Here is a 15,977-nt window from a genome sequence, read left to right as displayed (position 1 = left end):
GCCCTGGGGCTGGAGAGCGCGATCCCCGACGTCCACAGGCCCGCTCAGTCGCGCAGGCGCGTCAGGGCCGCGCTGGCCAGCTCGGCCATGCGTTCCAGGAAGTCGGTGCCCATGCCGCTGTGGAAGCGCTGCGGGTCGGGCGAGGCCAGCACCAGCATGCCAAAGGCTGGCGAGGCACTGCCGATGGCGCCCACGCGCAGCGGCAGCAGAGCCAGCGAAACCACGGCGGCCGGATCGGCCAGCCACTGCACCGCTTCAAAGCCTGGGTTGGCGCCGCAGAAGGGCGCCGTCAGTGACGAGGCAAAGGTCTTGGCGTCATCGCTCACGCCCAGGGCAAAGGACTGCTCTGCGTGCGCGGCCGACACGCCCCAGACCTTGATGGCCACCTGGGGCACCTGAAACTGGCCGCGCACATCGGCCGCGATGCGCTCGGGCAGCTCCAGCGGGCTTTCGGTGCGCAACAGGCCCAGGGCCCAGCGCTGCAGCTTGTCGGCAATGATGGCGTTCTCGTTGCTGTGCCGGATCATGTCCATGATGCGGCCTTCGAGCGTCTTGATCTTGTCGCGCAGCATCTCAGCCTGGCGCTCCTGCAGGCTCACGGCGCGGTTGCCATGCGGGCTGGTCATCTGCACGCTGGCCAGCACCTCGGCGTGGCGCTCGAAGAAATCAGGCGAATTGGCCAGGTAGTTGGCAATGTCGTCTTCGGTGATCGGGTTCATGCCAGGGGTTTGGATTGCGGTCATGGGGAGGGCGGGCTCAAGAAGACGGTCAGAAGGAAATCAGAGGTTGTCGGGCACATCGATCTGGCCCTCGAACACGGTCACGGCAGGGCCGGTCATGCGCACGGGCTGGCCCAGGCCGGCCCATTCGATGGTGAGTTGCCCGCCGCGGGTCTGCACGTCGACACGGGCGTCAAGCAGGCCCAGGCGAATGCCTGCCACCACCGCTGCGCAGGCCCCGGTGCCGCAGGCCAGGGTTTCGCCCGTGCCGCGCTCGAACACGCGCAGGCGCACCTGGCTGCGCGACACCACCTGCAGAAAGCCCACGTTGACCCGGCGCGGAAAGCGCGGATGGCTTTCCACCAGGGGCCCCACGCTGGCCACCGGGGCGGTGTCCACGTCGTCCACCAGGGTCACGGCGTGGGGGTTGCCCATGGAGACCACGGCCGCCGCCACCGCATCGAGCGCGGGTTGGCCGGCCAGGGCCAACGGCCACAGCTGCCAAGAACCGTGCGGCCGGGCCTGCAGATCGGTGGCATCAAAGGGGATGTCGGCCAGCTCGAACACCGGCGCCCCCATGTCGACGGTGACACGGCCATCGGGATTGAGCACCGGCTCGATGATGCCGGCGCGGGTGTGCACGCGGATCGCATCCTTGGTGGTCAGGCCCTTGTCGCGCACGTAGCGGGCAAAGCAGCGCGAGCCGTTGCCGCACTGCTCCACCTCGCCGCCGTCGGCGTTGTGGATGATGTATTCGAAATCGATGCCGGGTGCGGGGCCGGGGCGCACAGTCAGGATCTGGTCGGCGCCCACGCCGAAGTGGCGGTCGGCCAGGTAGCGGTAGTGCGCCGGGCTCAGGGGCAGGCGGGCGGCGGTCTCGTCGAGCACGACGAAATCATTGCCGGCGCCCTGCATCTTGGTGAAGCGGATCTGCATGCCCCGATTATCGGGGCTTCCGGCGCCGCGGCGAAAGCCGGGGCGCCGGGCCTGGGCTCACTCCAGGGTGATGTTGGCGGCTTTCACCACCTCGGCCCACTTGTGCCGATTGGCCTTGACGGTGGCCTTGAACTGTTCTGGGTTCTCCAGGCGCACGCTGTTGCCCGCGCTTTCGAGCTTGGCCTTGACCTCTGGGTTCTCCAACACCGCCTGCACCGCACTGTTGAGGCGCTGCACGATGCGGGCATCGGTCCCCTTGGGGGCAAAAAGGCCAAACCAGATCGAGCTGTCAAAGCCCTTGGTGCCCGGCAGCCCGCTTTCGGCAATGGTGGGCACCTCGGACACCGCACCCACGCGCTTGGCCGTGGTCACCCCCAGCAGGCGCACCTTGCCAGCCTTGTACTGGTTCAACACCGTCTGCACCTGGTTCATGATGCAGCAGGTCTCGCCCCGCAGCACGGCCGTCATGGCCTCGGGGCCGCCCTTGTAGGGCACGTGGATCATGTCCAGCCCGACCCGGGCATTGAACTCGGCAAAGGCCATGTGGGTGCCGGTGCCATTGCCGGTCGAGGCAAAGTTGTACTTGCCGGGGTTGGCCTTGACCAGGTCGACGAACTCCTTGAGCGTCTTCACGTTGATCACGTCGGGGTTGATGGTGAGCACGTTGGACACATCGAGCACCGGGGCCACCGGCACGAAGTCGCTCTCGACGTCGAAGGACAGCTTCTTGTACAGCGCGGCATTGCTGCCATGGGTGGCCGCGGTGCCGAACACCAGGGTGTAGCCATCCGGCTTGGCCCGCGCCACGAACTCGCTGGCAATGTTGCCTGCCGCACCGGGCTTGTAGTCGATCACCACCGGCTGGCCCAGTTGCTTGCCCAGGGGCTCCTGGATGTGGCGCGCCACCACGTCGACGCCCGAACCAGCCGGAAAGGTCATGACCACGGTCAACGCGTGCTGCGGCCAGTCGCCCTGGGCCAGCACCGGCCCGGCCACGCCGATCAGGCCGGCAGCCAGCCAGTTGAAGCCATGGCGCCACAGCGCGCGGCGAAGGGGTTTTGTCATCAAGGCTCTCCCGAAAAATCGACAAGGGGTGAAACGGAATCGAAAGGAATCGCAGCATTGTGACCAGATGCACATGCCTGGAACATCTTTGCTTATGCCCTGCCGTGTCGCGAGCAAACACCGTGCCGACCTGATGGTCCTGGGGGAAACCCCAGTCCTGAAGGTGTCAACGCCCCCGACACCGCTGCCGATAATGGCCCGCATGACCCGTTCAAGCCAGCTTTTGCACCCTTCACGCGAACCCGCCCCCCTGCGCCCCGCCGCCACCGTGCTGCTGCTGCGCGATGCCACCAGCCCCCATGGGCAGCCCGGCATCGAGGTGCTGATGACCCGGCGTTCGATGAGCGCCAGCTTTGCCCCGGGCGCCTATGTGTTCCCAGGGGGGGGCATCGATGCGCTGGACGCGGCCTCTCACGCCCAGGCGCGCCGCCGCCCGGGCCAGAGCGACCTGAACCTGACGCGGGCCATCGCGGCCATCCGCGAGAGCTTCGAGGAGTTGGGCGTGTTGCTGGCCTGGCAGGCCGACGGCCGGCTTGCCGATGCCAGCACCATCGCCCAACTGGACCGCAGCCAAGCCTTTGCCGCCCAATGTCAGGCCCTGGGCCTGCGGATGGCGGCCGACCAGGTGTTTGTGCTGGCGCACTGGATCACCGACCGCGACCTGCCCAGGCGCTTTGACGTGCCCTTTCTGGTGGCCCGCATGCCGGCCGACCAGACGCCCGTGGCCGACGAGGCCGAACAGTTCGAACCGGTGTGGGTCAGCCCGGCCGAGGCGTTGGCCCGCCATGCGGCCGGCCAGTTCTTCATCATCTTCCCGACCATCCGCACCCTGGAGCGGCTGCAGGCCTACACCACGGTCGACGCCGTGCTGGCGGATTGCGCCAGCGAGCAGCCGCTGTGGACCAGTTGCCCACGCGCTGGCCTGCTCAATGGGCACGAAGCCCGCTACATGGAGCACGAACAGCCCTACGGCGAACTGGCCCTGGTCTGCCCCGACGGCCAGATCGTGCACGAACTGGCCTGGCAGACCGATCGCCCGGTGGCCCTGCTGAAGAACGTGCAACGCCTGACCGCCCCCAACCCGGGCGTGATGACCGGCCCGGGCACCAACAGTTACCTGGTGGGCGACCCCGACACCGGTTACATCGCCATCGACCCTGGCCCGGCCGATACCGAGCACCTGGAAAAGCTGTGGCGCGCTGCCGGCGGTGACATCCGCCACATCGTTTGCACCCATTCACACCCCGACCACTCACCCGGCGCCGCCCCGCTGCAGGCCCTGTGCCGGCGCCATGGGCGCCCGGTGCCCGATATCCTCGGCCTGGCCTCGGCCCCCACCGCCCGCGCGGCCAGCGAATTCAGCCCCGAACGAGCCCTGGCCCATGGCGAACGCCTGCTGCTGCAAGCCCCTGGCGAGGCCGCGCCCCGCCACACCCTGGAGGTGCTGCACACCCCCGGGCACGCGGCCAATCACCTGTGCCTGCTGTTGCTGGAGGACGGCCTGCTGTTCTCGGGCGACCACATCCTCAATGGCAGCACCACGGTGGTCGATCCTCCTGACGGCAACATGGCCGACTACATCAACTCGCTGGATCTGCTGGACCAAGCCTGCGAACGCGCGGGCGTGGACTTCATCCTGCCGGCCCATGGCTATGTGCTGGGCCAGGCGCGGGCCGCCATCGCCCAGCTCAAGGCGCACCGCCTGCAACGCGAGGCCAAGGTGCTGGCCGCCATGCGCGAACGCCCCGAGGGCACCCCTGAACAATGGGTGGAACTGGCCTACGCCGACGTGCCTACCCGCCTGTGGCCGGTGGCCAAACGCTCACTGCTGGCCCATGTGGAGCGCCTGCGCAGCCTGGATGCAACATTGGGCTGAGGCCCGGAATTGCGACTTTTTTGCAGCCCATTGGAAGAAAGTCGCGACTTTCTTCCAACAATCAAGTCAGCATGGGCGCGTAAACTCGGCGCCCCGCCCCAGCCCAGCCCCACCCCCATGACTGACCCCATCCGACTCTCCAAACACGTGGCCGACCAGGCCGCCTGCTCACGCCGCGAAGCCGAATTGCTGATCGAGGGAGGTTGGGTGAAGGTCAACGGGCAGATCGTGGAAGAGCCCCAGCACCGGGTCACGCCCGGTGCCGACGAGGTGCTGGTCGACCCGCAGGCCCGTCCCGAGACCGTGCCGCCCGCCACCCTGCTGTGGTACCGGCCCGACCCGGAGACCCCTTGCGATGCGCTGGCCTTGCAGGCAAGCGCCCCGATCAGCCGGTTTCCGGTGCGGGTGCTGAAGCGGCATTTCACCCAGCAGCAGGCCATTGCCGGCCTGGGGGGGCTGGCCACCGGCCTGGTGGTGTTCACGCAGGATGGCCGCATGCGGCGACGCCTGCTGGAAGACGAAGCCGAGATCGAGCAGGAATTCATGCTGGAATTGCCGGGCCAGTTGACCAACGAGGCCATCGACCAGTTGGCCGCCCGCCTGCAACAGGCCCGGCTCTGGCCCCAGGTGCCTGTGGTGGGCAAGCTGAGCCTGAACGCGCGCGGGCCGCAAGGCACCCGGCTGCGTTTTGCCCTGAAGGCCAGCAGTGCCCAAGGGGTGCTGGATTTGTGTGCCAGGGCCGGCCTGCGGCCGCTGGCGCTGCGCCGTACCCGACTGGGCCGGGTGGGTCTGGCCGGGCTGGAGCCCGGCCAGTGGCGCTTCATGGGCCCGCACGAGAAGTTCTGAGCCGGCCCCTCGTTCGCGCCAGTCGCTTTACTCGCTGAGGCGGGCCGCCCGGCGCTGGATCATGGCCGGATCGACCGACAAAGCCTGGGCAATGGCCCGGCCGTAGTCGGCATCGGCCTTGTAGAAGAAAGCCAGCACCGTGTCGCGGGTTTCTGCACTCTTCACCTGCCCCAGATCGCCAGCCAGGTTGGACACCAGGTTCTTGCGCTCGGCCGGGCTCAGGCTGCGGTAAAACTCGCCGGCCTGGCGGAAGTTCAGGGTCTTGCCGATGGCCGCCTGCTGCGTGCTGCCGGCCAGGGGCAAGGCGCTGGACTTGAATTGCGGGTCTTCCTTCACCGCCACCTGACGGCTGGGTTCGTAGTTGACCGAGCCACTGCGCTGGCCACCGTTCATGGCACCGTCCTGGTTGTTCGAGACCACCTCGGCGCGCGGGCGGTTCACCGGCAGTTGCAGCGCATTCACGCCCACGCGGTGCATCTGGGTGTCGGCGTACGAGAACACGCGGCCCTGCAGCAAACGGTCTTCCGAAGCCTCAATGCCCGGCACCAGATTGGACGGCGCGAACGCGGCCTGCTCGGTCTCCTGGAACACGTTGGCCGGATTGCGGTTCAGCGTCATGGTGCCCAGCTTGCGCTCCGGCACACTGGTCCAGATCTTGGTCGGATCCAGCGGATTGAACTCAAAGCTGTTGAGTTGCTCAGGGCGCAGCACCTGCACGTACAGATCCCACTGCGGGTATCGGCCGCTTTCGATCACCTGCATCAGGGCCCGCGTGGCGTGGTTGAAATCCTGGGCCTGCAGGGCACTGGCCTCGCCGGCAGTCAGGTTGTGCTGCCCCTGCACCGATGCCCAATGGAACTTGACATACACATATTGGCCCTGTGCATTGACCATTTTGTAGGCATGCACGCTGTTGCCATCCATCAAATGGTAGCCCTTGGGGGTTCCATAATCAGAATATAGCCGCGTCAGCATGTGGGTAGCCTCGGGCACATGCGAGAAGAAATCAAAGAACCGATTCGGATCCTGCAGATTGGTGTCGGGGGCCGGCTTCAGTGAATGCACCATGTCCGGGAATTTGATGGCATCGCGAATGAAGAACACCGGCAGGTTATTGCCCACCAGATCCCAGTTACCTTCAGGGGTATAGAACTTGGTGGCAAATCCGCGTGGATCACGCAGGGTTTCGGGCGAATGCTGACCATGCACCACCGTCGAGAAGCGCACGAACACCGGCGTTTCCTGGCCGGGCATGAACACCTTGGCGCGGGTCAGTTCAGAGGCATCTGCCGTGGCCTTGAACACCCCGTAGGCACCAGCACCGCGCGCATGCACCACGCGCTCTGGCACCCGCTCACGGTCAAAACGCTGCAGCTTCTGAATCAGGTGGACGTCTTGCAGCAAAGTAGGCCCTGCAGCGCCAGCCGTTTGGGAGTTTTGATTATCCCCCACTGGCGCGCCATTATCACGCGTCAAAACATCCGCCGAAACCGAGCCCGCCACCAAAGCAGAAACAATTACAGCACTTACAGATCGAAGCACAAAAAATCTCATGAAATCAAAATCCAATCAAATGAAGGGAAAATGATTTTAGAAGCTGAATATTCAGCACCGAATCATGAGACAGGCATCACCGAGATAATCAAAATCAATCCAGGCATCCGGCCACAGACCTTCGCCACGGACAGCGCACAAAGATGGCAAAAGCAGAATCCAAAAAGAAGAAAACCGGCGAAACCAAGGTCTCGCCGGTGGCATTCGGAATCATCTCGCAAGGTGGAAATGAATGAAATAAAGTGTGAAGTCAGCCGATAAGCCGGATTCTGTGCACCGTGCTTGCGCACGGTGTGACCGCCATTACTCTTGGCCGGGGGTCACCCACCCGGCTCGATGCTACCTACCCGCCAACTCTGCGGAACCACATCAACGTTGGCCTACTTGGTATTGCTGCGCGTAGAGATTGCCCGTTTCACCTTGGTCGGGCACCGACCAAGGTGGCTGTGGGGATCACGCTTGCGCGTGATGGGGCTGGCTTTCGCCCACCCCTACGCGGCTTGCGCCGCTACCCCACAGAACACCCTGATTGGGCCGGATCGACCAAACTCGTCTCTGTTGCTCTGATCCTCACCTCGCGGTGGAGAGCCGTTAGCTCCTACGCTGTCCTGTGCAGTCCGGACGTTCCTCCAGTGCGGTGTTTCCACACGGCGACTTGCGTCGCCGCCCTTTCGGCTAGCACCAGCGGCGGTCTGGCTGACTTCACGGGCGCCATTATGACGGCAAGACATGAGCTTAGACCGACAAGTCGACATCAAGCACGGCAGAATGCGCAGGTGACGGGCCGGCTTCGGCCCCTATCCGCCAACTCATCCCAACCACCGTGGAGACCGCATGAAAGCCGACAACATCCTCCAGACCATTGGCAACACACCCCATGTGCGCATCAACCGCCTGTTCGGCCCTTCGGCTCAGGTGTGGATCAAGTCCGAACGCGGCAATCCTGGGGGCTCGATCAAGGACCGCATTGCGCTGGCGATGGTCGAAGACGCCGAGAATTCGGGCCGCCTGCAGCCCGGGGGCACCATCATCGAACCCACCTCGGGCAACACCGGCGTGGGCCTGGCCATGGTGGCCGCCGTCAAGGGCTACAAGCTGATCCTGGTGATGCCCGACAGCATGTCGATCGAGCGCCGCCGCCTGATGCTGGCCTACGGTGCCAGCTTCGACCTGACCCCGCGCGAAAAAGGCATGAAGGGCGCCATTGCCCGGGCCGAAGAACTGGCCGCCCAGACCCCGGGGGCCTGGATTCCGCAGCAGTTCGAGAACGCGGCCAACATCGCGGTGCACGTGCGCACCACTGCGCAGGAGATCCTGGCCGATTTCCCGGACGGCCTGGACGTGCTGATCACCGGCGTGGGCACCGGCGGCCATATCACGGGCACGGCGCAGGTGCTGAAGGCGAAGTTTCCCCAGCTCAAGGTGTATGCGGTCGAACCCACAGCCTCACCCGTGATCTCGGGGGGCGCACCGGCCCCGCACCCGATCCAGGGCATTGGCGCAGGCTTCATTCCCAAGAACCTCGACACCAGCTTGCTGGACGGTGTGATCCTGGTCGAAGCCGAGGCGGCCCGCGAATACGCTCGTCGCTCGGCGCGTGAAGAAGGCATTCTGGTGGGGATCTCCTCGGGCGCCACGCTGGCCGCCATCGCCCAGAAACTGCCCGAACTGCCGGCTGGCGCCAAGGTGCTGGGCTTCAACTACGACACGGGTGAACGCTATCTGTCGGTGGACGGTTTCCTGCCCTCGTGAGTCCCCAGGATCGAATCCTGAACCAGGAGCGCCGTGGCCTTGAGGCCCGGCGCTTTTTGGCGGCCGGCGGGACGGCCCCTTAAAATCCGGGCCCCGCATTGCCTTTTGCTTGATCAACACAAGCCGGCCCGACCATGATCCGAATTTCCGAACTCAAGCTGCCCCTGTCCACCCTGCCCGAGGACAGCAGCACCCAGCCCGAGCAGGCGCTGCGCGACCAGGCGGCCCAGATCCTGGGCATTGCCCCCAGCGACATTGCCACGCTGCACGTGCACAAGCGCAGCTTCGACGCGCGCAAGCCCGAACTGCTGACGGTGTACATCGTCGACCTGAACCTGCAGGACCCCGGCGCCGAGGCCGCCCTGCTGGCCCGCCATGCCCAGCACCCACACATCCTGCCCACGCCCGACATGGTCTGGCACCCGCCAGGCCACGCGCCTGAAGGTTTCCCCAGCCAGGCCAACGAGCGCCCGGTGGTGGTGGGCTTTGGGCCGTGCGGCATTTTTGCGGCCCTGGTGCTGGCCCAGATGGGTTTCAAGCCCATCGTGCTGGAGCGCGGCAAGACGGTGCGTGAACGCACCAAGGACACCTGGGGCCTGTGGCGCAAGAAGGTGCTCAACCCCGAGTCGAACGTGCAGTTCGGCGAAGGCGGTGCCGGCACGTTCTCGGATGGCAAGCTGTACAGCCAGATCAAGGACCCGCGCCACCTGGGCCGCAAGGTGATGGAAGAATTCGTGCAGGCCGGCGCGCCCGAAGAGATCCTGTACGTGGCGCGCCCCCACATCGGCACCTTCAAGCTGGTGAAGGTGGTCGAGACCTTGCGCGAGCAGATCGTTGCCCTGGGTGGCGAGATCCGATTTGAACAACGTGTGGTCGATGTGACGGTGGACGAAGGGCCTCAGGGCCGCCGCCTGCAGGCCCTCAAGGTGCTGGACGTGGCCAGCGGCCAGACCTACGAGCTGCCCACCCGGCACGCGGTGCTGGCCCTGGGTCACAGCTCGCGCGACACCTTTGCCATGTTGCACCAGCGTGGCGTCTACATGGAGGCCAAGCCCTTCTCGATCGGCTTCCGGGTCGAGCACCCGCAAAGTCTGATCGACCGGGCCCGTTGGGGTCGCCACGCCGGCCACCCGCTGCTGGGCGCGGCCGACTACAAACTGGTGCACCACGCCAGCAATGGGCGGGCGGTTTACAGCTTCTGCATGTGCCCGGGCGGCACCGTGGTGGCGGCGACCTCCGAGCCGGGGCGCGTGGTCACCAACGGCATGAGCCAGTACTCGCGCAATGAGCGCAACGCCAACGCCGGCATCGTGGTCGGGATCGACCCGGTCGATTACCCCAGCGATGCCGCGGCCTTTGAATGGGCGCTGGGCGATCAACAACGCTGGCAGGCGCCTGCCGACGGCAGCGTGCACCCTCTGGCCGGCGTGGTGTTGCAGCGGCAACTGGAATCGCGCGCCTATGAGCTGGGCGGCAGCAATTACGAAGCCCCCGGACAGCTGGTGGGCGACCTGGTGGCGGGGCGCCCGTCCACGGCACTGGGTTCGGTGGAGCCCTCGTACAAGCCCGGCGTGAAGATGGGCGACCTGTCGCTGGCCCTGCCTGAATACGCCATCACGGCCATGCGCGAGGCTTTTCCGGCTTTTGGTCGCAAGATCAAGGGCTTTGACCTGCACGACGCGGTGCTGACCGGTGTCGAGACGCGCACCTCGTCGCCGCTCAAGATGACACGCGACGAGCATTACCAGAGCCTGAACACGCGCGGCCTGTTCCCTGCCGGTGAAGGCGCCAGCTACGCCGGTGGCATCCTGTCGGCCGGGGTGGACGGCATCAAGGTGGGCGAGGCGGTGGCCAAAAGCCTGCTGGGCGTGCCCCCACGCTGAAGCGACACCTCAGCCCAGCCGAAGCTGAGCCGCCGCCCCGGCCGAGGCCGGCAGGCGGAAGGTTTCCACCAGTTCTGCGAGTTGCTGGGCCTGGCTGCGCAAACCCTGCGCGGCCGCAGCCGACTCCTCGACCAAGGCGGCATTCTGCTGCGTGATCTGATCCAGGCGCACCACCGCTTCGTTGACTTGGCCCAGCCCGGTGCTTTGCTCACGGGCCGAGTGGCTCAGTTCGGCCACGATGGTGCCCACCCGGGCCACCGAATCGACAATGTCGCCCATGGTCGTGCCGGCCTGCTGCACCAGTTGCGCCCCCGTGCCCACCTCATTCACGCTGCTGGCGATCAGGTCGCGGATCTCCTTGGCGGCAGTGGCGGCACGCTGGGCCAGCACACGCACCTCGCCGGCCACCACGGCAAAGCCCCGCCCTTGCTCGCCGGCCCGCGCCGCCTCGACGGCCGCGTTGAGAGCCAGGATATTGGTCTGAAAGGCAATGCCATCGATCACGCTGGTGATGTCGGCGATGCGGCGCGACGAGCCCGATATCGCATCCATGGTGGCCACCACGCGCTGCACCACCTCCCGGCCCTGAACAGCCACCTGGCTGGCAGACGCCGCCAGGCCTTCGGCCTGCTGGGCCGAGGCGGCACTGTGCTGCACGGTGCTGAGCAACTCCTCCATGCTGGCCGCCACCTCTTCAAGGTTGGAGGCAGTCTGCTCGGTGCGGGCCGAGAAATCGTTGTTGCCCGCCGCAATCTCCTGGCTGGCATTGGCCACCTGGGCACTGGCGCTGCGCATGCCGGCCACCAGCTCGACCAGACGCGCCTGCATGTGGCCCAGGCGGGCCAACAGGGCCAGCACCTCGTCGCGCTGGCCGGCCTGCTCGGCCGGCACGGGCTGGGTCAGGTCGCCCTGGGCGATGTGCGCCGCCAGGCCCGAGGCCTGGTCCACCGGGCGCAGGATCGAGCGGGCCAGCCACAGGGCACTGACCACGCTCAGCAGCAAGCCCCCCACCGAGCCCGTCACCAGCAAGCTGATGCCCTGGCGCTGGCTGCTGAGCGCTGCGGCCCGGGCCTCGGCCACGCGCTGGCGCTGGTGTTCGGCCAATTGATCGACAGCGGCGGCGTAGCGATCGGCCGCCGGGCGCAGCAACCCGCGAATCGAATCCTCTGAAACAGCCTCCCCCGCGGCCTTCTGCTTGACGAGTTTGTCGCGGGCCTCGCGAAAAGCGTTGCCGGCCTGGTCGATGGCGGTGAACAGATCGCGCGAGGCGGCATCGGTGGCCAGCGCATCAAGGCGCTTGCGCACCTCGGCTGAGCGCGCCGAGGTGGCCTTGCGGTCGGCATCGATGCGGGCGGCAAAGGCGGGGTTGTCAATCAACAACAGGGTCTCGGCCCGGCTGGAGCTGATGACCACGATGGCGTGCAACTCGCGCGCCAGCAAGGCGCGCTCGGAAGAGTCCCCACCCAGGTCATCGGCAATGCCTTGCAGCTGGACCAGGCGCCACACCCCGATGGCCGCCGCCAGCGACATCACCAGGCACACCACACCAAAAGCCAGGGCCAGGCGGGGGGCCAGGCGAATCCGGGACGAAGCCAGCAATGCCATACCGATGCTCCAGGGTAAATCACCAACGGAGCACCAGAATAGTTCAGCGGTATGACGCTGCCAAGCGGAATTTCCGCGCAGCAACAGCCCGCCTCAACTCCGGTTGAGGAAATCCAGTGCCAGGACGCTCAGTGAGCGCACGCCCATGGGCAGCGCCTCTTCGTTGAAGTCGAAGCGCGGCGAATGGTTGGACGGCGCCGTGGCGGCCTGCTGGCCCTTGGGGGTGGCGCCCAGGAAAAAGAAGAAGCCGGGCACCACTTTCTGGAATTCAGAGAAGTCTTCCGAGCCGCTGATCTTGGGCACCACGACCGCCTGACCATTCATGGCCTGCTTCAGGGCGGGTACCGATGCCTGGGTGAGCGCAGGCGAGTTCACCGTGACCGGGTAGGCCACCGGGCCAAAGCGCACCTCGGCCTTGGCTCCGCTGCTCTCGGCGATCAACTGGGCCGTGGTGCGGATGCGCTTTTGAGCATCGCTGCGCATGGCCTCGTCAAAGGTGCGCAGGGTGCCCTGCATCTCAACCTTGTCGGGGATGATGTTGAAGCGGGTGCCGCCATGGATGGCGCCGATCGTGAGCACAGCCGGTTCTTCAGTGATGTTGAGTTGGCGACTCACCACGGTCTGCAGCCCCAGCACCACCTGGCTGGCGGCGACGATGGGGTCGACCCCGGCCCAGGGTGCCGAGCCATGCGCCCCCCGGCCCAGCACATTGATGTAGATGTCGTCGGCACTGGCCATCAATGGGCCACTGCGGTAGCCGGCCACACCGAAAGGAATATTGGCGGTGAGGTGCAGCCCATAGATCGCCTGCACATCCTTGAGCACACCCTGTTCGATCATGGCCTTGGCGCCAAAACTGGGTGACACGCCCTTGGCATCCGGCTCGCTCGGAGCGCCTTCTTCGGCGGGCTGGAAGATGAAGCGCACCGAGCCGTGGATCTGGTCTTTCATGCCCGCCAGGGCCTGGGCCACGCCCATCAGGATGGCGGTGTGCCCATCGTGCCCGCAGGCGTGCATCACCGGCACCTCCTTGCCCAGGTACTGGGCCTTGACCTTGGAGGCGAATGGCAGGCCCGTGCCTTCGGGCACGGGCAGCGCGTCCATGTCGGCACGCAAGGCCACCAGCTTGCCCGGGTGGGCGCCCTGCAGGGTGGCCACCACACCCGTACCACCGACGCCCGTCTGCACGCTCAACCCCAGACCGCGCAGGTGCTCTGCCACCAGGGCTGCGGTGCGCTGCTCCTGTCCCGACAGCTCAGGGTGGGCATGGATGTCGCGCCGCCAGCTCACCAGTTGAGGCGACACCTTGGCGATCTGTGCATCGAGCGCCTGCAGCGTGGGGGCATCCACCCCCTGGGCCTGCGCGGCCGAGGCCAGGACCAGCAGGGCACTGGAGACAGCCGCCAGAGCGGCACGATGGGACGAGGACGGTGAACGCAGTTTCATGGGGGTTTCGCCTTGGACTGTTGGAAAACATCCATGCTAGGGCGGCTTGTGTCACACAGAGGGCGCTGGAATCGCCATTGCTACAGCCAAAATAGCCACCGGCCAAGCTGCTAACGCAGCGCCCACCGGCCCTTCGCCAAACCATGCCGCCCACCCTCACCCGCCCGCCTGCACCGACCACCGCCCTGTCGCCTCGCCAAGGCCTGCATGTGGACATCCCGCTGCTGCCCCAGGTCACGCTGGGCAGCGCCCTGACGTTGATCGATCTGCTGCGCACGGCGCGCATGCTGGCCCAGCTTCGCCTGGGGGTGCTGGCGCCCCCCATCAGTTGGCGCCTGCTCACGGCCGAAGGCGGCGCCTGGCCGCCAGCGGCCTCGCAGGCCACAACACACCCGGTGCCCGTCACCCTGGCCTCTCGCTTTGAAGACTACCTGGGCAGCGCCCCACCCACCGGACAAGGCGTGGTTCAACACGCCGTGTTCCTGCCCCCCATGCTCGCGGCCGACATCCCCAGCGTGCGCGCTCTGGTGCAGGACCAAGGCGTTCTGGTGACGGCACTGCGCCAGGCCTTGGACGCCGGTGGCCTGCTGGCCTGTCAAGGCAACAGTGCCTGGCTGGCCGCCGCCACCGGGCGGGCTGGGGGCCGCGCGCTCGTGTTGCCCTGGTTCTACGCATCAGCGTTTCGGGACGACCATCCGGAGGTGCGGCTGGTCGCCGATCAGGCCTGCGTGGTCGAGGCGCCCTGGTTCAGCGCGGCCGGGGCTGAGCAGTTGGGTGGGCTGGTCTGCGCCCTGCTGGAACACAGCACCGGGCCCGGTCTGGCCCAGCTGTGCCGCCAGGCCTTCGAGTTCGACCCCGAGCGCAGCCGGGCCGCGGCCCAGGCCAGCGCCCAGATTCGCAAGACCCGCGACAGCACGCTGGCGCGGGCCATTGCGTGGCTGGAACAGCACCTGGAGGCGCCCTACGACTTGGCCACCGTGGCCGCCGCAGCGGCGGTGAGCCCACGCACCCTGCTGCGGCATTTCCGCCAGGAACTGGGCCGCAGCCCGCTGGACCAACTGCACCGGATGCGCTGCGCCCGGGCCCGCGTGATGCTGGAGATCACCCTGGAGAGCGTGCCCACCATCGCGTTGGCCTGCGGCTACAGCGACCCCCATGCCTTCCGACGGGTGTTTGCCCGCCACAGCGGGTGCACGCCTTCGGCCTACCGCGAAGCCCATGCACTGCGGGCCCCGAGAGCCCGTTGGCGGCTGGACCCGGCGCAATGGGACAAGGCCAGCGCCCAGGCCCTGTGATGAGCCGGCAGATGATCCAGAAGGATCAGCTGGCCTGCAGGCGCGCAATGCGCTCTTCGATCGGCGGGTGGGTGGAAAACAGCTTGCCCAGGCTGCCGGTGATGCCCATTGCGGCCACGCTCTTGGGCAGCTCGCCGGGCACCATGCCACCCAGGCGCGCCAGGGCATGCACCATGGGCTGCTTGCGACCCATCAACTGGGCTGCGCCGGCATCGGCACGGAACTCGCGCTGGCGCGAGAACCAGGCCACGATCATCGAGGCCAGGAAGCCCAGCAGGATGTCGAGCACGATCGTGGTGATCATGTAGCCGATGCCCGGGCCCGATCGTTCGTCGTCGCCCTTGCGCAAAAAGCTGTCGACGGCGTAGCCGATGACGCGCGACAGGAACACCACAAAGGTGTTCATCACGCCCTGGATCAGGGTCATGGTGACCATGTCGCCATTGGCCACGTGGGCAATCTCGTGGCCGATCACGGCCTCGACCTCTTCACGCGTCATGCCTTGCAACAACCCGGTGGACACGGCCACCAGCGCCGAATTCTTGAAGGCACCGGTGGCAAAGGCGTTCGCCTCGCCTTCGTAGATGCCCACCTCGGGCATGGCGATACCGGCCTTGTCGGCAAAGCGGCGCACGGTGTCGACGATCCAGGCCTCGTCAGGCGACTGGGGCTGGTTGATCACGCGCACACCCGACGTCCATTTGGCCATGGGCTTGCTGATCAGCAGCGAGATGAAGGCGCCGCCAAAGCCCATGATCAGGGCAAAGCCCAGCAGCGCACCCAGGTTGAGGCCATTGGCCGTGAGGTAGCGGTTCACGCCCAGCAGGCTGGCCACGATGCCCAGCACCACGACCACGGCCACGTTGGTGAGCACCAGCAAAAGAATACGTTTCATCAAAGCTCCATCTAGGGTTGTCGGTCAGGTCTTGAGGTGGGGGCGACTCGATGGCCGCCAACCCCCAGGCCCATGCGCAATGTGCTTTGTTATCGAATGCTTTTG

General features: G+C 66.5%; 12 protein-coding genes and 1 other RNA gene. 5 read left to right on the top strand and 8 right to left on the bottom strand.

Annotation, left to right across the window (positions count from 1 at the left end):
* Positions 1-44: 44 nt before the first annotated feature.
* The 3 genes from AC3WUT_RS16565 to AC3WUT_RS16555 are packed head-to-tail and all read right to left on the bottom strand — an operon-like array spanning position 45 to position 2,720.
* Positions 45-743: a DUF484 family protein gene (locus AC3WUT_RS16565; RefSeq protein WP_492348177.1), complete on the bottom strand. Its 699-nt coding sequence runs from the start codon at positions 741-743 to the stop codon at positions 45-47.
* Between the two features lie 36 nt (positions 744-779).
* Positions 780-1,655 carry a diaminopimelate epimerase gene (gene dapF, locus AC3WUT_RS16560; RefSeq protein WP_492348176.1) on the bottom strand — a complete coding sequence of 292 codons (876 nt, stop codon included), beginning with the start codon at positions 1,653-1,655 and terminating at the stop codon, positions 780-782.
* Between the two features lie 57 nt (positions 1,656-1,712).
* Positions 1,713-2,720 carry a Bug family tripartite tricarboxylate transporter substrate binding protein gene (locus tag AC3WUT_RS16555; protein ID WP_492348175.1) on the bottom strand — a complete coding sequence of 336 codons (1,008 nt, stop codon included), beginning with the start codon at positions 2,718-2,720 and terminating at the stop codon, positions 1,713-1,715.
* A gap of 202 nt (positions 2,721-2,922) precedes the next feature.
* Here AC3WUT_RS16555 and AC3WUT_RS16550 point away from each other — a divergent pair, with 202 nt between their 5' ends.
* Entirely contained in the window at positions 2,923-4,596 is a 1,674-nt protein-coding gene (locus tag AC3WUT_RS16550) for an MBL fold metallo-hydrolase (RefSeq protein ID WP_492348174.1), read from the top strand.
* Positions 4,597-4,713: 117 nt separating this feature from the next.
* Complete coding sequence (locus AC3WUT_RS16545; protein ID WP_492348173.1) at positions 4,714-5,442, top strand: S4 domain-containing protein; 729 nt, start codon at positions 4,714-4,716, stop codon at positions 5,440-5,442.
* Between the two features lie 27 nt (positions 5,443-5,469).
* Here the strand turns inward: AC3WUT_RS16545 and AC3WUT_RS16540 are convergent, their stop codons facing one another.
* Positions 5,470-6,996, bottom strand: a complete 1,527-nt coding sequence (locus AC3WUT_RS16540) for a catalase (RefSeq protein ID WP_492348172.1) — start codon at positions 6,994-6,996, stop codon at positions 5,470-5,472.
* A 242-nt stretch (positions 6,997-7,238) separates the two neighbouring features.
* Positions 7,239-7,700: RNase P RNA component class A (gene rnpB / locus AC3WUT_RS16535), an RNA gene on the bottom strand.
* A gap of 130 nt (positions 7,701-7,830) precedes the next feature.
* On the opposite strand from rnpB, the gene cysK reads away from it, so the two are divergent.
* Positions 7,831-8,748 (top strand): cysteine synthase A, encoded by a 918-nt coding sequence (gene cysK / locus AC3WUT_RS16530; RefSeq protein ID WP_492348171.1) that lies wholly within the window; start codon positions 7,831-7,833, stop codon positions 8,746-8,748.
* A gap of 134 nt (positions 8,749-8,882) precedes the next feature.
* Positions 8,883-10,631: an NAD(P)/FAD-dependent oxidoreductase gene (locus AC3WUT_RS16525; protein ID WP_492348170.1), complete on the top strand. Its 1,749-nt coding sequence runs from the start codon at positions 8,883-8,885 to the stop codon at positions 10,629-10,631.
* 9 nt (positions 10,632-10,640) lie between these two features.
* Here the strand turns inward: AC3WUT_RS16525 and AC3WUT_RS16520 are convergent, their stop codons facing one another.
* Both AC3WUT_RS16520 and AC3WUT_RS16515 read right to left on the bottom strand, forming a co-directional pair.
* The gene (locus tag AC3WUT_RS16520) at positions 10,641-12,236 is read right to left on the bottom strand and encodes a methyl-accepting chemotaxis protein (RefSeq protein ID WP_492348169.1); all 1,596 of its coding nucleotides are present in this window, start codon (positions 12,234-12,236) and stop codon (positions 10,641-10,643) included.
* A 93-nt stretch (positions 12,237-12,329) separates the two neighbouring features.
* Entirely contained in the window at positions 12,330-13,682 is a 1,353-nt protein-coding gene (locus AC3WUT_RS16515) for an amidohydrolase (RefSeq protein WP_492348168.1), read from the bottom strand.
* Positions 13,683-13,825: 143 nt separating this feature from the next.
* On the opposite strand from AC3WUT_RS16515, the gene AC3WUT_RS16510 reads away from it, so the two are divergent.
* Positions 13,826-14,977: a GlxA family transcriptional regulator gene (locus tag AC3WUT_RS16510; RefSeq protein WP_492348167.1), complete on the top strand. Its 1,152-nt coding sequence runs from the start codon at positions 13,826-13,828 to the stop codon at positions 14,975-14,977.
* Positions 14,978-15,002: 25 nt separating this feature from the next.
* Here AC3WUT_RS16510 and htpX read toward each other — a convergent pair whose 3' ends face one another.
* Positions 15,003-15,872, bottom strand: a complete 870-nt coding sequence (gene htpX / locus AC3WUT_RS16505) for a protease HtpX (protein ID WP_031254624.1) — start codon at positions 15,870-15,872, stop codon at positions 15,003-15,005.
* Between the last annotated feature and the right edge of the window lie 105 nt (positions 15,873-15,977).

It is taken from the genome of Curvibacter sp. EU05-FHT14A10 (genome assembly GCF_058791075.1).
The sequence above is the reverse complement of the archived record's forward strand: the minus strand, read 5'-3'. Positions and strand labels throughout refer to the sequence as shown.

What these genes read in the sequence shown, in the direction of transcription:
- dapF (WP_492348176.1), bottom strand. Translation starts at nt 1,655, where the DNA reads ATGCAGATCCGCTTCACCAAGATGCAGGGCGCCGGCAATGATTTCGTC.
- cysK (WP_492348171.1), top strand. Translation starts at nt 7,831, where the DNA reads ATGAAAGCCGACAACATCCTCCAGACCATTGGCAACACACCCCATGTG.
- AC3WUT_RS16550 (WP_492348174.1), top strand. Translation starts at nt 2,923, where the DNA reads ATGACCCGTTCAAGCCAGCTTTTGCACCCTTCACGCGAACCCGCCCCC.
- AC3WUT_RS16525 (WP_492348170.1), top strand. Translation starts at nt 8,883, where the DNA reads ATGATCCGAATTTCCGAACTCAAGCTGCCCCTGTCCACCCTGCCCGAG.
- htpX (WP_031254624.1), bottom strand. Translation starts at nt 15,872, where the DNA reads ATGAAACGTATTCTTTTGCTGGTGCTCACCAACGTGGCCGTGGTCGTG.
- AC3WUT_RS16510 (WP_492348167.1), top strand. Translation starts at nt 13,826, where the DNA reads ATGCCGCCCACCCTCACCCGCCCGCCTGCACCGACCACCGCCCTGTCG.
- AC3WUT_RS16515 (WP_492348168.1), bottom strand. Translation starts at nt 13,682, where the DNA reads ATGAAACTGCGTTCACCGTCCTCGTCCCATCGTGCCGCTCTGGCGGCT.
- AC3WUT_RS16555 (WP_492348175.1), bottom strand. Translation starts at nt 2,720, where the DNA reads ATGACAAAACCCCTTCGCCGCGCGCTGTGGCGCCATGGCTTCAACTGG.
- AC3WUT_RS16520 (WP_492348169.1), bottom strand. Translation starts at nt 12,236, where the DNA reads ATGGCATTGCTGGCTTCGTCCCGGATTCGCCTGGCCCCCCGCCTGGCC.
- AC3WUT_RS16540 (WP_492348172.1), bottom strand. Translation starts at nt 6,996, where the DNA reads ATGAGATTTTTTGTGCTTCGATCTGTAAGTGCTGTAATTGTTTCTGCT.
- AC3WUT_RS16565 (WP_492348177.1), bottom strand. Translation starts at nt 743, where the DNA reads ATGACCGCAATCCAAACCCCTGGCATGAACCCGATCACCGAAGACGAC.
- AC3WUT_RS16545 (WP_492348173.1), top strand. Translation starts at nt 4,714, where the DNA reads ATGACTGACCCCATCCGACTCTCCAAACACGTGGCCGACCAGGCCGCC.